Origin of the sequence: Nonomuraea sp. NPDC005501 (assembly GCF_040605905.1) — a bacterium.
GTDB lineage: Bacteria > Actinomycetota > Actinomycetes > Streptosporangiales > Streptosporangiaceae > Nonomuraea.
The window spans coordinates 1-12231 of the sequence record NZ_JBEXDT010000155.1 but is presented as its reverse complement, the minus strand read 5'-3'; the positions used below and the strand labels follow the sequence as shown (position 1 = coordinate 12231).

The window sequence follows — 12231 nt, the reverse complement described above, 5'->3', positions numbered from 1 at the left end:
TGATGTCGCGCCAGACGTTGACGGCGAACTTCGTGGCCTCGTCGTGCGACAGCTCGGCGATGTGCCGGAAGTACGACTTGGGGTCCTCGAAGGCGGTGCGGCGCAGCTTGTGGAAGCGTTCGACGTACCAGGTGCGGATGTCCTCGACCTTGGCGTCGACGTAGATGGAGAAGTCGAAGTAGTCGTTGACCGCGAGCGAGGTGAGCGGGGCCGGCTGGAGGACGTTCAGCCCCTCAATGATCAGGATGTCCGGACTTTTCACGCTCTGGGTGGCGCCGGGGACGATGTCGTACTCCAGGTGGCTGTAGATCGGCGCCTTCGCCTCGGCCGTCCCCGCCTTCACCTCGGCCACGAACCGGACCAGCGCCCTGCGGTCGTAGCTCTCCGGGAAGCCCTTGCGGTGCATGATGCCCTTGGACTCCAGCACCGCGTTCGGGTAGAGGAAGCTGTCGGTGGTGATCAGCTCCACGTGCGGGTGCTCCGGCCAGCGGGCCAGCAGCGTGTGCAGCAGCCGCGCCGTCGTCGACTTGCCGACCGCGACGCTGCCCGCGATGCCCAGGATGTACGGCACACGCCGCTCGGGATGGCCGAGGAAGGCGTTCAGCACGCTGCTGCGCTGCTTGGACCCCGTGTAGTGCAGGTTCAGCAGCCTGGTCAGAGGGAGGTAGATGTCGGTGACCTCGACCAGGTCGATGGGGTCGTCGAGGCCGCGCAGCTCTTCCAGCTCTTCTGCGGTGAGAGTCAAGGGCGTGTTCTTGCGGAGGTCGCTCCACTGCTCCCTGCTCAGTTCCACGTAGCCGTTGTTCACCTAGGCAGCGTAGCGACGCGGCCGCGGGCGAGTCCCGGCCGGGTCGGCGGGTTGTCCACAGCCTGTGGATGAACCTGTGGAGTTCTCGACATTCAGTTCGGGGAAAGGCGCCATCCCCCTGCCGTGATCTCCCCGAAACCGGGAGTGCCGCGAATCTGGGACGGCTACTGTTCGGAGAAGCCAGTGTCCCCGGGAGGGTTCATGGACCGTCGTCGCTTCCTGGCCAGGGCCGCCGTGGCGGCCGCCGTCGGCATCGCCGGGCCGTTCGCGGGCGTCGCCTGCGCGTCGGAGCGCGGCGGGGTCACCCGGGTGCGGGGCTACGGCCCGCTGCGCGCCGTCCGCGACCAACGCGACGGCCAGGTACGCCTCCACCTGCCCGACGGCTTCAGCTACCGCTCCTTCAACGAGGCGGGCGGAAAGTTCCCCGACGGCTCCACCGTCCCCGGCCGCCACGACGGGATGGCGGCGTTCGCCGGACCGCGCGGCACCGCGTACCTCGTGCGCAACCACGAGGTCGGCGGCCCCGTCGGCGCGTTCGGCGACAAGGACAAGGCCTACGACCGGATGGCGGGCGGCGGCACCGTCACCCTCCAGGTCACCGGCCACGGCGAGGTGCTCAAGGCCGGCCCGTCGCTCAACGGCACCATGCTCAACTGCTCCGGCGGCCCCATGCCGTGGAAGGCGTGGGTGAGCTGCGAGGAGACCGTCAACGGGCCCGACGTGGGCGACGACTTCTCCGGCGGCGACAACTCCAAGCTCACCCGCAAGCACGGCTACATCTTCGAGGTGCCCGTGACCGGCTCCGCGACGGCCACGCCGATCAGATCGGCGGGGCGGTTCGCGCACGAGTCGGCCGCCTTCGACCCCCGGTCCGGCGCGCTCTACCTGACCGAGGACTGCTTCAGCTTCGCCTCCGGCCTCTACCGCTACCTGCCGCCCAAGCACCCGCTCAAGGCCGGGCGCCTGCTCGACGGCGGGCGGCTCCAGATGCTCGCGGTCAAGGGCTCGCCCCGCGAGGACCTGTCCGCCGGCCAGCGCGCCGGAGCCGCGTACACCACCGCCTGGGTCGACATCGACGAGCCCGACCCCGACTTCACCGGCAGGCCGCCGAACGACGAGGCCGTGCAGGCCGTCGGCAAGCAGGGCCGGGCCAAGGGCGCCGCGATCTTCTCCCGCCTCGAAGGGGCGATCCACCACCAGGGCATGATCTACTTCGTCTCCACCCAGGGCGGCGCCACCGCCTCGGGCGACGCGGCCCCCTCCGGGTTCGGCAAGGGCCGCGGGCAGGTGTGGGCGTACGAGACGTGGAGCGGCAAGCTGAAGCTCGTGTACGAGTCGCCGCGCTCCACGGTGCTGGATTTGCCCGACAACGTCACGGCCAGCCCCCGCGGCACCCTCGTGCTGTGCGAGGACGGCGACGGCGACAACTACCTGCGCGGCCTGACCCGGCACGGCGAGCTGTTCGACTTCTGCCGGATGGAGCCCGTCGCGGGCGACCCGGGCGCGGAGTTCGCCGGGTCCACGTTCGGCCCGGGCGGCCACACGCTGTACGTCAACATCCAGTCCACGCACGGCATGTCGTTCGCCATCTGGGGGCCGTGGCAGCGCGGCGCGTTCTGAGCCCGCGGCGTGGAGGCGCCGTTAGCCTGGGGGGATGATCCTGGGCATCGGGGTGGACGTGGTCGACATCGCCCGGTTCGAGGCCACGCTGGAGCGCACCCCCGGGCTGCGGGCGCGGCTGTTCACCGAGGCCGAGCGTGACCTGCCGGCGCGGTCGCTGGCCGCCCGCTTCGCCGCCAAGGAGGCCGTGGCCAAGGCGCTCGGCGCGCCGTCCGGGCTCGGCCACCTGGAAGCCGAGGTGCGGCGTGGCGACAACGGCAGGCCGGAGCTGCACGTGACCGGCCGCGCCGCCGAGGTCGCCTACGAGCTCGGCGTCAAGCGCTGGCACCTGTCACTCAGCCACGACGCGGGCGTCGCCGTGGCCTACGTGATCGCGGAGGGATAGCTTCGGATCATGCGCACCGCCTTCACCGCCGACCAGATCAGAGCCGCCGAGCGGGAGCTGATGGCCCGCCTGCCCGACGGCACGCTCATGCAGCGGGCCGCGTCCGGGCTCGCCGCCGCGTGCGCGGGGCTGCTCGGCAAGGTGTACGGCAGCCGCGTGGCCCTGCTCGTCGGCAGCGGCGACAACGGCGGCGACGCCCTGTACGCCGGGGCTCGGCTGGCCCGGCGCGGCGCCAGGGTCGAGGCCGTGCTCGCGGGCGGCAGGACGCACGAGGCGGGGCTGGAGGCGCTCCTGCTGGCCGGTGGCCGGGTGGCCGGCGCGGAGGCGGTCGGGCGGGCCGATCTCATCGTGGACGGGCTCCTCGGCATCGGGGCGTCCGGGGCGCTGCGGGAGCCGTACCGGGAGCTCGTCCGGGCGGCCAACGCGGCGGCGGCGCCGACGGTCGCCGTGGACGTGCCCAGCGGGGTGGACGCGAGCAGCGGCCGGGTGGAGGGCGCCGCCGTCGAGGCCCGGCTGACCGTGACCATGGGGGCCCGCAAGACCGGCCTGCTGGTGGACCCGGGGGCCGCCCTCGCGGGCGAGGTGGAGCTGGTCGACATCGGGCTCGGCCCCTTCCTGCCCGACCCCGACGTGGCGGGGCTGTCCCGCGCCGACGTGGCGGCCCTGCTGCCGCGCCCGGCCGCCGAGAGCGACAAGTACCGCCGAGGAGTGGTCGGCGTCGTCGCCGGCAGCGACCAGTACACCGGGGCGGCCGTGCTGGCCGTGGGCGGCGCGCTGCTGGCCGGCGCGGGCATGGTCCGCTACGCCGGACCCGGCGAGCCGGTCGCGCAGGTGCGGGCCCACTGGCCCGAGGCGGTCATCACCGAGCTGGACCGGCCCTCGCTCGACGGCGTCGGCCGGGTGCAGGCGTGGGTGATCGGGCCCGGCCTCGGCACGGGCGACTGGGCGCGGGAGCTGCTGGCGCAGGTGCTGGCGAGCGACGTGCCCGTGCTGGTCGACGCCGACGGGCTCACGGTGCTCGCCCGCGAGCGCGCGCTGCTCGGCCGTACGGCGCCCGTGCTGGTCACCCCGCACGCCGGCGAGCTGTCGCGCCTCACGGGAGCCGGGCGGGACGAGATCGAGGCCGACCGGCTGGCGCACGCCCGGGGCGCGGCGGCCGAGCTGGGCGCGACCGTGCTTCTCAAGGGGTCCACCACGGTCGTCGCCGAGCAGGGCAGGCCGGTGCGGGTCAACGGCACCGGCACCCCGTGGCTGGCCACGGGCGGAACCGGCGACGTGCTGTCCGGCGTGGCCGGTGCGCTGCTCGCGCAAGGGCTCGGGACCTACGACGCGGGCTCGTGCGGGGCGTACCTGCACGGGCTGGCCGGGAGGATCGCCGCCTCGGGCGCGCCGCTGCACGCGGCGGGCGTGGCGGCGGCGGTCCCGGAGGCGATCCGCGAGGTCGCCCGTTCGACGGGGGTTCACCGGTGAACCCCGCCCGGCGCACCCGGGCGAGCGGGGGTTCACCGGTGAACCGCGCCCAGTCACCTGGGTGAGCTGCCAAACTGGGGGGATGGGATTCCCGATGGCGACGCCCGCGCAGGCGCGGGTGGACCTGGCCGCGATCGAGCACAACGTGGCCCTGCTCAAGGAGCGTGCCGGCGGCGCCCAGCTGATGGGGGCCGTCAAGGCGGACGCCTACGGGCACGGCCTCGTGCCGTCCTCCGAGGCGGTCCTGGCGGGCGGGGCGAGCAGGCTCGGCACCGCGTACATCAGGGAGGCGCTGGAGCTCCGCGCGGCCGGCGTCACCGCCCCGGTGCTGTCGTGGATCATCGGCCCCGGCGAGCCCGTCGCGGAGGCCCTGGAGGCCGATGTCGAGCTGTCGGCGTCCGACGAGACCATCCTGGACGAGATCGCCGCCGCCGCCCGGCGCACCGGCCGCACCGCCCGCATGCACCTGGAGGCCGACACCGGCATGAGCCGGGGCGGCGCGCCGCTCGCCGCCTGGCCCGGGCTGCTGGCCAGGGCGGCCCGTCTCCAGGCCGAGGGCGCCATCGAGATCGTCGGCCTCTGGTCCCACTTCGCCTGCGCCGACATCCCCGGCCATCCGTCGATCGACGCGCAGCTCTACGCGTTCGAGGAGGCGCTCAAGCTGGCCGAGCAGTCGGGCGCGGGCGGCTCCCACGTCATCAGGCACCTCTCCAACTCCGCCGCCATCATGACGCTGCCCCGGGCCCGCTTCGACATGGTCCGCTCCGGCATCGCGATGTACGGGCTGAGCCCCGTCCCCGAGCTGGGCGACTTCGGCCTGCGGCCGGCGATGACGCTCCTCGCCCGGCTGTCGCTGGTCAAGCGGGTCCCCGCCGGCTCCGGCGTCTCGTACGGGCACCTGCACGTCACCGAGCGTGAGACCTGGCTGGGCCTGGTCCCGCTCGGCTACGCCGACGGCGTGCTCCGGCACGCGACCGGCCGGGCCGAGGTGCTGGCCGGAGGGCGGCGCAGGCCCGTGACCGGGCGTGTGTGCATGGACCAGTTCATGATCGATCTCGGGAACGACGCCCTGGCCGAGGGCGAGGAGGTCGTTCTCTTCGGATCCGGGGGTAGGGGCGAGCCCACCGCTCAGGAGTGGGCGGATAACCTCGGCACCATCACGCATGAGATCGTGACGAGGATCGGCGCGCGGGTGCCGCGAGTCCACGTGCGCGACAGCCAGGAGTGAGAGGGGGCACGGGGCCATGACCACGACGACACGCCGCAGGGTCGGCATCGCCGGAGCCATCGTCGGTGCCGCGTCGGCGGGGGTCGCTGCGGCGACACTGGCCAAGCGCTACGCGGTGGGCCGGATCAGGGTGCGTCCCGACGCCGAGCTGGCCGAGCCGTTCGGCGAGCTGCGGGGCCGGGAGCGCACGCTGACCACCTCGGACGGCGTGGCGCTGCACGTCGAGATCGACGGGCCGGAGGACGGGACTGACGCGCCGCTGACGGTCGTCTTCTGCCACGGTTACTGTCTCAGCCTGGAGTCCTGGCACTACCAGCGCCGCGACCTGCGCGAGAGCCACCGCGTCGTGCTGTGGGACCAGCGCTCGCACGGCCGCTCCCAGCGCGCCGAGGCCGGCGACGCCACGATCGACCGGCTCGGCGACGACCTGGCCGAGCTGCTCGACACGTTCGTGCCCGGCCCCTGCGTGCTGGTCGGCCACTCCATGGGCGGCATGACGATCATGGCGCTGGCCGACCGCCGCCCCGAGCTGTTCGGCGACCGGATCAAGGGCGTGGCGCTCATCGGCACCTCGGCGGGCAAGCTGGCCGAGATCACGCTCGGCCTGCCGGCGCTGGTGTCCAGGGTCGTCCACAAGGTGGCGCCCGGCGCGGTGTCCATGCTCGGGCGCCGTGGCGCGCTGGTCGACCGCACCCGCAACGCGGGCAGTGACATCGCCTTCCTCATCACCCGCTACGTCGGCTTCGGTGACTCCAAGAACGTCAGCCCCACCCTGGTCGACTTCGCCGAATCCATGATCAGGGCGACGCCGACAGAGGTGATCGCCGACTTCTACCCCGCGCTGATGAACCACGACAAGCTGTCCGCGCTCGACGTCCTCGACCCCGTGCCCACCGCGATCATCGTCGGCGACAAGGACTGGCTGACCCCGCCCGACCACAGCCGCGCCATCGCCGCGGCGCTGCCCAAGGCCCAGCTGACCGAGGTGCCCGACACCTCCCACCTGGTCCAGCTCGAACGGCCGGGCGCGGTCAACGACGTGCTGCGCGACCTGATCAAGAGAGTGGAGCTGTAGAGAGTGGGGAGTACGCGGTGAACGCGGAGCGGTTGCCGACCGCCGACGACATGCGCGCCTACGGAGCCCGGCTCGCGGCCCGGCTGCGCCCCGGCGACCTGGTGGTCCTGTCGGGCCCGCTGGGCGCCGGCAAGACGACGCTGGTGCAGGGCATCGCCGAGGGCCTGAAGGTGCGGGGGCCGATCACCTCGCCCACGTTCGTCATCGCCAGGGTCCACCCCTCGCTGGGCCAGGGCCCGCCGCTGGTCCACGCCGACGCCTACCGCCTCGGCGGCGACCTGGAGGTGGACGACCTCGACCTGGACGCCTCGCTGGAGGATTCGGTCACCGTCGTCGAATGGGGTGAGGGGCTGGTCGAGGGGCTGTCCGAGGACCGCCTGGAGATCCACATCGACCGTGAGACCGGCGACGACGCCCGCCTCGTGACGCTGCGGGGCGTCGGCGCGCGCTGGTCCGGCTGAGGGGCCGCTCTCTCACCCCGTCGCGACACGCCGTTCGAGCGGCCCGAAGAGTAAAACGGGGGTCAACGCCCGGCAATGCTGCCACCCTTGGCATACGTCGCCAATTCACGGGAAACATGATCGTTGGCGATGGATTCCCCCAGAATTTCTGGGTATCAGGAGGGGCAGCGTCCGTCTTTTTGGTGGATGCTTGGTGGAAGACGGCGAAGTGGGGTGCGCTGGTGCTCGGTGTCAGGCGATTCGCGTCCGCGGGAGCCATCCTGATGATCGGCGCACTGGGCTGCTCGGCCCAGGCGGAGACCAGCCCCACGGCCACACCGACCGCAACGGCGACCACGACCGCCACCAGCACCGCGACCACGACCGCCACGGCCCCGGCCGTCCGCCCCTCCATCAAGGTCGAGCTCAACCCCGACCGGGTGACCGCCGGAGAGACGTCGCGGGTGTGGATCCTCGCCAACTGCCCCGTGCCGACCGGCGGCCCGGCCCACACCGGCACCGCCACCTCACGGGCGTTCGTCAGCGGCGTCCCGCTCAACCCCGCCACCCCGACCCCCGCCGCCGGCGCCACCACCACGCCCAGCCCCGGCCCCTGGGTGCGGGGCGAGGCCCAGGTGTCCGGCACCATCGCGCGCGGCACCTACCGGGTCGACGTCAAGTGCGACGGCACCAACGACACGGGCCGCGCCACCCTGCGCGTCGTCAGAGCCGACCCGCTGCCCAGCGACGTGCCCACCCGCGCCCCCCGCGCGGGCGGCGGCGGCACGTTCGGCAAGGACGTGGACGAGGGCTCCGGCCTGCCGCTCGCCCCGGCCGGGGTGCTGCTCGGCCTCGCCCTGGCCGCCGGCGTCGGGATCGCGCTCAAGCGCCGCAACCGAGCCTGACGAGGACGACGCCATGGCACGTCCGGGACGCGTGGTGCTCGCCGGGGCCGCCACGGGACTGCTGCTGGTCATGTTCGGCAAGACCCAGATCGGCACCCAGCAGGCCGCCAAGGTGGTGCCCGAGAGCATCGACATCCCGTCCATCGACGTCGAGGCGCCGCTGATGAAGCTCGGGCTGACCAAGGGCGGCGAGGTGGAGCTGCCGCCGTACGAGAAGCCCAAGGTGGCCGGCTGGTACACGGGCAGCGCGGTGCCCGGTGAGAAGGGCGCCTCGGTGATCGTGGGCCACGTCGACACCAAGACGGCGCCCGCGGTGTTCTACAAGCTCAGGAAGGTCCGCAAGGGCGAGCTGGTCAAGGTGGAGCGCAGCGACGGCAAGGTCGCGACGTACAAGGTGGAGGCCGTCGAGCAGGTCCACAAGGACCGGTTCCCGGCCAGGAAGGTGTACGTGGACGACGGGCTCAAGCTGGTGACCTGCGGCGGCACCTTCGACTACGCCAAGGGCGAGTACGTGGACAACATCATCGTCTACGCCTCCCGAGCCTGAGCCGTCCCCTCCCCGGCACGGGAAAATCCGGTTGCCCGGATCCGGATGATGGGGACATGAGTGTGGAGACCAATCCGCCGGCCACCGGCAGCCGCGTCCCGTGGGAGCGGGTGCACCCGGCCGCCCGCGCCGGCGTCGAGGAGTTCCTGGGCGCTCCCGTGGCCGAGGCGGTCACGCAGGACACCGGCTTCTCGCCGGCCGCCGCCGTGCGGCTGCGCACCGCGGACGGGCGCCGCGCGTTCGTCAAGGCCGTCGGCCCCGAGCCGAACGCCGAGGCCGTGGGCATCTACCGCGCCGAGGCCGCGATCGCCGCCGCCCTGCCCGCGTCCGTGCCCGCGCCCCGGCTGCTGACGACGTTCGAGGCCGAGGGGTGGGTGGTGCTGGTCTTCGAGGACATCGAGGGCCGCCACCCGGCGATGCCGTGGCGGCGCGACGAGCTCGACCGGGTGCTCGCGGCCGTCGACCGGATGTCCGCCGCGCTCACTCCCGCGCCCATCGCCGCCCCGTCCGCGGGCGAGCTGTTCGGCGACTCCTTCCGCGGCTGGCGCAGGCTCCTCGGCGAGGACACCACCGGCCTCGACCCGTGGGCGCTGCGCCACCTCGACGGCCTGGCGGAGCTGGAGTCGGGCTGGGCCCGCGCCGCCGCCGGCGACACGCTCCTCCACGCCGACCTGCGGGCCGACAACATCCTGCTCGCCGGCGACCGGGTCTACGTCGTGGACTGGCCGTGGGCGTGCGTCGGCGCGCCCTGGTTCGACCGGGTGGCGCTGCTGCCGTCGGTCGGCATGCAGGGCGGGCCGCCGCCGCACGAGCTGGTCACCGACCCCGACCCGGCGATCACCGCGGTGATCGCCGCGTTCGCCGGCTACTTCGTCCGGCAGGGCCGTCAGCCGGCGCCGCCGGGGCTGCCCACGCTCCGGGCGTTCCAACTCGCCCAGGGCGCGGTGGCCCTCGACTGGCTCAGGCAGCGCACCGGCTGGTCCTGACGAGCGGCAGGGAGTGAGCCGGGTGGCGGGTAGGCTATTCAGTCGTGCTGGTCCTCGCCTTTGACACCGCGACCCCAGCGGTCACCGCCGCGCTCCACGACGGCGAGCGGGTTCTCGCCGAGTCGACGACGATCGACGCCCGGCGCCACGGTGAGCTGCTCGCGCCCACCATCCAGACCGTGCTCGGCGAGGCGGGCGCCTCGCTGCGCGACGTCACGGCCGTCGTCGCCGGCAGCGGTCCCGGCCCGTACACCGGGCTGCGCGTCGGGCTGATGACCGCCCAGGCGCTCGCCACGACGCTGGGCGTCCCCGCGTACGGCATCTGCACGCTCGACGCCGTCGCCTACGGCAGCGGCCGCGACGAGCCGTTCATCGCCGCCACCGACGCGCGGCGCAAGGAGGTGTTCTGGGCCCGGTACGCCGACCTGCGCACCAGGGTGAGCGGCCCGGCCGTCGACCGGCCCGCCGACGTGCCCGCGGACGGCCTGCCGGTCGTCGGGGCCGGCGCCGCCCTCTACCCCGACGTGCTCGGCGAGCCGGGCGACCCGCCCTACCCCTACGCGGGCTCGCTGGCCGCCCTCGCCGTCGAGCGCCTGGCCGCCGGCGTCCCGCTCGACCCGCCCCGCCCGATCTACCTGCGCCGTCCCGACGCGGTGGTGCCCGGCGCGCCCAAGAGGGTGACAGCGTGAGGCTGCGCCAGATGACCGAGGACGACCTGCCCGCGGTCATGGCGATCGAGCGCGCCACGTTCCCGCTCGACGCGTGGAGCGAGGGCATGATGCGCGGCGAGCTGGCCGACCAGCCCCGCACCCGCCACTACGTGGTGGCGCTGGTCGACGACGTCATCATCGGCTACGCGGGCATGGCCGCCGCGGCCGACCAGGCCGACGTGCAGACCATCGCGGTGCTCCAGGCCCACCAGGGCACCGGCGTCGGCGGCGCGATGCTGGCCGAGCTGCTGCGTGAGGCGCGCGGGCGCGGCGCCCGCGAGATGTTCCTGGAGGTGCGCGACGACAACCCGCGCGCCCGCGGCGTGTACGAGCACTTCGGGTTCGAGGAGATCGGCATCCGCCGCCGCTACTACGACGACGGCACCGACGCGATCATGATGAGGAAGAAGCTGGATGGCTGACGCACCACTGGTCCTCGGCATCGAGACCTCCTGCGACGAGACCGGCATCGGCATCGTCAGGGGCCACACGCTGCTGGCCAACACCATCGCGTCCAGCATGGAGGAGCACGCCCGCTTCGGCGGTGTGGTGCCCGAGGTGGCCTCCCGGGCCCACCTGGAGGCGATGACGCCGACCGTGGAGGCCGCGCTGGCGCAGGCCGGCCTGAGGTTCTCCGACATCGACGCGATCGCGGTGACCGCCGGGCCGGGCCTGGCCGGGGCGCTGCTGGTGGGCGTCGCCGCGGCCAAGGCCTACGCGCTCGGCCTCGGCGTCCCGCTCTACGGCGTCAACCACCTGGCCGCCCACGTCGCCGTGGACCAGCTCGAACACGGCCCGCTCCCCAAGCCGTGCATCGCCATGCTCGTCTCGGGCGGCCACTCGTCGCTGCTGCTGGTGCCCGACGTGGCCCAGGACGTCATCTCGCTCGGCTCGACGGTGGACGACGCGGCGGGGGAGGCGTTCGACAAGGTGGCGCGGGTGCTCGGGCTGCCGTTCCCCGGCGGCCCGCACATCGACCGGGCGGCCACCTCGGGCTCCGGCGCGGCCATCACGTTCCCGCGCGGCAAGATCGACGACGGCACGCTCGACTTCTCCTTCTCCGGGCTCAAGACCGCCGTGGCCCGCTGGGTCGAGGCGCGCGAGGCGGCCGGCGAGTCCATCCACGTGCCCGATGTGGCGGCGTCGTTCCAGGAGGCCGTGGTCGACGTGCTGACGCGCAAGGCGCTCCAGGCGTGCCGCAAGTACGACGTGCACGACCTGCTCATCGGCGGTGGCGTGGCGGCCAACTCGCGGCTGCGCGCCCTGGCCCAGGAGCGGTGCGACGCGGCGGGCGTGCGGCTGCGCGTGCCCCGGCCGGGCCTGTGCACCGACAACGGCGCCATGGTGGCCGCCCTGGGCTCCGACCTGGTGGCCGCCGGGATCACCCCGTCCGCCCTGGAGATCCCGGCCGACTCGTCGATGCCGATCACGACGGTTCATGTGTGACGTGTGCGGGCCGGTCACGGCGGTCCGGGGCTGACGCGCGCAGGCGCCCATGCCCGCCGCGTCTCACCATCGCCTGTAGTGCACCGGCCCCTCAGGTGTGGCCGGCCGGGTCGTCCGTGGGCCGGGGGGCCACGGCCAGTGCGGCGACCAGGCAGGCCGTCGCTGTGGCGAGGTCTGCCGGCGCGGAGGTCCTGACCGGAGCCCACGCCTTCCAGGAGGAGGTGTTCGCCCGCCTCACCGCCACCTGGGAGCCCGACGAGGCCGCGAGCTTCGCGCGCGGCCTGCGCCGCCTGGCCGGTGAGACCGCCGCCGCCTGATCCGGAACGTCACGGCGCGCCCGGTCATCGGCCGCGCAGTCCGCGCGTCATCGTGTCGAAGGCGGCGTCCCAGTGGCGGCTCGCCTGCGGGGCGTCGCCGAGGGCGCCCCGCAGTTCGAGGCCGCACAGCCCGTGCGCGAGGGCGTTGAGCCTGACGGCGAGGTCGCGGGGATCGGCGGGGGCGAAGGCGCCCTCGTCAACGCAGCGGGCGACGGCGGCGACCAGGGTGTCGAAGGTCGGCTGGATGAGCGCGGCGGTCTCGGCGTCGGGCTGGAACTCCGGGACCGGCCGCCC

General features: G+C 73.8%; 15 protein-coding genes. 13 read left to right on the top strand and 2 right to left on the bottom strand.

Annotated elements, in window-relative coordinates; all coding sequences use genetic code 11:
* The coding region (coaA, locus tag ABZS51_RS40645; protein WP_355453100.1) for a type I pantothenate kinase at window positions 1–793 on the bottom strand (793 nt) is incomplete at its 3' end.
* 216 nt (window positions 794–1009) lie between these two features.
* On the opposite strand from coaA, the gene ABZS51_RS40640 reads away from it, so the two are divergent.
* The 13 genes from ABZS51_RS40640 to ABZS51_RS40580 all read left to right on the top strand — a co-directional run bounded on the left by ABZS51_RS40640 (window position 1010) and on the right by ABZS51_RS40580 (window position 11937).
* Entirely contained in the window at window positions 1010–2428 is a 1419-nt protein-coding gene (locus ABZS51_RS40640) for an alkaline phosphatase PhoX (RefSeq protein ID WP_355453090.1), read from the top strand.
* 34 nt (window positions 2429–2462) lie between these two features.
* Window positions 2463–2813, top strand: a complete 351-nt coding sequence (locus tag ABZS51_RS40635; RefSeq protein ID WP_310708484.1) for a holo-ACP synthase — start codon at window positions 2463–2465, stop codon at window positions 2811–2813.
* Between the two features lie 9 nt (window positions 2814–2822).
* Window positions 2823–4283 (top strand): NAD(P)H-hydrate dehydratase, encoded by a 1461-nt coding sequence (locus tag ABZS51_RS40630; RefSeq protein WP_355453087.1) that lies wholly within the window; start codon window positions 2823–2825, stop codon window positions 4281–4283.
* Window positions 4284–4377: 94 nt separating this feature from the next.
* Window positions 4378–5511, top strand: coding sequence for an alanine racemase (gene alr, locus ABZS51_RS40625; RefSeq protein WP_355453097.1), 1134 nt, complete (start codon window positions 4378–4380; stop codon window positions 5509–5511).
* A 16-nt stretch (window positions 5512–5527) separates the two neighbouring features.
* Window positions 5528–6586 carry an alpha/beta hydrolase gene (locus ABZS51_RS40620; RefSeq protein ID WP_355453084.1) on the top strand — a complete coding sequence of 353 codons (1059 nt, stop codon included), beginning with the start codon at window positions 5528–5530 and terminating at the stop codon, window positions 6584–6586.
* Between the two features lie 50 nt (window positions 6587–6636).
* On the top strand, window positions 6637–7047 hold the full coding sequence (gene tsaE / locus ABZS51_RS40615; RefSeq protein WP_355453094.1) for a tRNA (adenosine(37)-N6)-threonylcarbamoyltransferase complex ATPase subunit type 1 TsaE: 411 nt from the start codon (window positions 6637–6639) through the stop codon (window positions 7045–7047).
* 263 nt (window positions 7048–7310) lie between these two features.
* Entirely contained in the window at window positions 7311–7931 is a 621-nt protein-coding gene (locus tag ABZS51_RS40610) for a hypothetical protein (protein WP_355453081.1), read from the top strand.
* Window positions 7932–7944: 13 nt separating this feature from the next.
* Window positions 7945–8478 carry a class F sortase gene (locus ABZS51_RS40605; RefSeq protein WP_310708479.1) on the top strand — a complete coding sequence of 178 codons (534 nt, stop codon included), beginning with the start codon at window positions 7945–7947 and terminating at the stop codon, window positions 8476–8478.
* A 56-nt stretch (window positions 8479–8534) separates the two neighbouring features.
* Window positions 8535–9464: a phosphotransferase gene (locus ABZS51_RS40600; RefSeq protein WP_355453078.1), complete on the top strand. Its 930-nt coding sequence runs from the start codon at window positions 8535–8537 to the stop codon at window positions 9462–9464.
* 44 nt (window positions 9465–9508) lie between these two features.
* Window positions 9509–10153 (top strand): tRNA (adenosine(37)-N6)-threonylcarbamoyltransferase complex dimerization subunit type 1 TsaB, encoded by a 645-nt coding sequence (tsaB, locus tag ABZS51_RS40595; protein ID WP_355453075.1) that lies wholly within the window; start codon window positions 9509–9511, stop codon window positions 10151–10153.
* Between the two features lie 11 nt (window positions 10154–10164).
* Window positions 10165–10596 (top strand): ribosomal protein S18-alanine N-acetyltransferase, encoded by a 432-nt coding sequence (gene rimI / locus ABZS51_RS40590; RefSeq protein ID WP_310708554.1) that lies wholly within the window; start codon window positions 10165–10167, stop codon window positions 10594–10596.
* Window positions 10589–11620 (top strand): tRNA (adenosine(37)-N6)-threonylcarbamoyltransferase complex transferase subunit TsaD, encoded by a 1032-nt coding sequence (gene tsaD, locus ABZS51_RS40585; protein ID WP_310708476.1) that lies wholly within the window; start codon window positions 10589–10591, stop codon window positions 11618–11620. The genes rimI and tsaD overlap by 8 nt, the downstream gene beginning before the upstream one ends.
* Before the next feature lie 164 nt (window positions 11621–11784).
* On the top strand, window positions 11785–11937 hold the full coding sequence (locus ABZS51_RS40580) for a hypothetical protein (RefSeq protein WP_355453072.1): 153 nt from the start codon (window positions 11785–11787) through the stop codon (window positions 11935–11937).
* Window positions 11938–11961: 24 nt separating this feature from the next.
* Here the strand turns inward: ABZS51_RS40580 and ABZS51_RS40575 are convergent.
* Window positions 11962–12231: TetR-like C-terminal domain-containing protein (locus ABZS51_RS40575; RefSeq protein ID WP_355453069.1), on the bottom strand; the 270-nt coding region annotated here is incomplete at its 5' end.

Excerpts from the sequence above, each read along its gene's own strand:
- ABZS51_RS40640 (WP_355453090.1), top strand. The coding sequence starts at position 1,010 with ATGGACCGTCGTCGCTTCCTGGCCAGGGCCGCCGTGGCGGCCGCCGTC.
- ABZS51_RS40635 (WP_310708484.1), top strand. The coding sequence starts at position 2,463 with ATGATCCTGGGCATCGGGGTGGACGTGGTCGACATCGCCCGGTTCGAG.
- ABZS51_RS40630 (WP_355453087.1), top strand. The coding sequence starts at position 2,823 with ATGCGCACCGCCTTCACCGCCGACCAGATCAGAGCCGCCGAGCGGGAG.
- alr (WP_355453097.1), top strand. The coding sequence starts at position 4,378 with ATGGCGACGCCCGCGCAGGCGCGGGTGGACCTGGCCGCGATCGAGCAC.
- ABZS51_RS40620 (WP_355453084.1), top strand. The coding sequence starts at position 5,528 with ATGACCACGACGACACGCCGCAGGGTCGGCATCGCCGGAGCCATCGTC.
- tsaE (WP_355453094.1), top strand. The coding sequence starts at position 6,637 with ATGCGCGCCTACGGAGCCCGGCTCGCGGCCCGGCTGCGCCCCGGCGAC.
- ABZS51_RS40610 (WP_355453081.1), top strand. The coding sequence starts at position 7,311 with ATGATCGGCGCACTGGGCTGCTCGGCCCAGGCGGAGACCAGCCCCACG.
- ABZS51_RS40605 (WP_310708479.1), top strand. The coding sequence starts at position 7,945 with ATGGCACGTCCGGGACGCGTGGTGCTCGCCGGGGCCGCCACGGGACTG.
- ABZS51_RS40600 (WP_355453078.1), top strand. The coding sequence starts at position 8,535 with ATGAGTGTGGAGACCAATCCGCCGGCCACCGGCAGCCGCGTCCCGTGG.
- rimI (WP_310708554.1), top strand. The coding sequence starts at position 10,165 with ATGACCGAGGACGACCTGCCCGCGGTCATGGCGATCGAGCGCGCCACG.
- tsaD (WP_310708476.1), top strand. The coding sequence starts at position 10,589 with ATGGCTGACGCACCACTGGTCCTCGGCATCGAGACCTCCTGCGACGAG.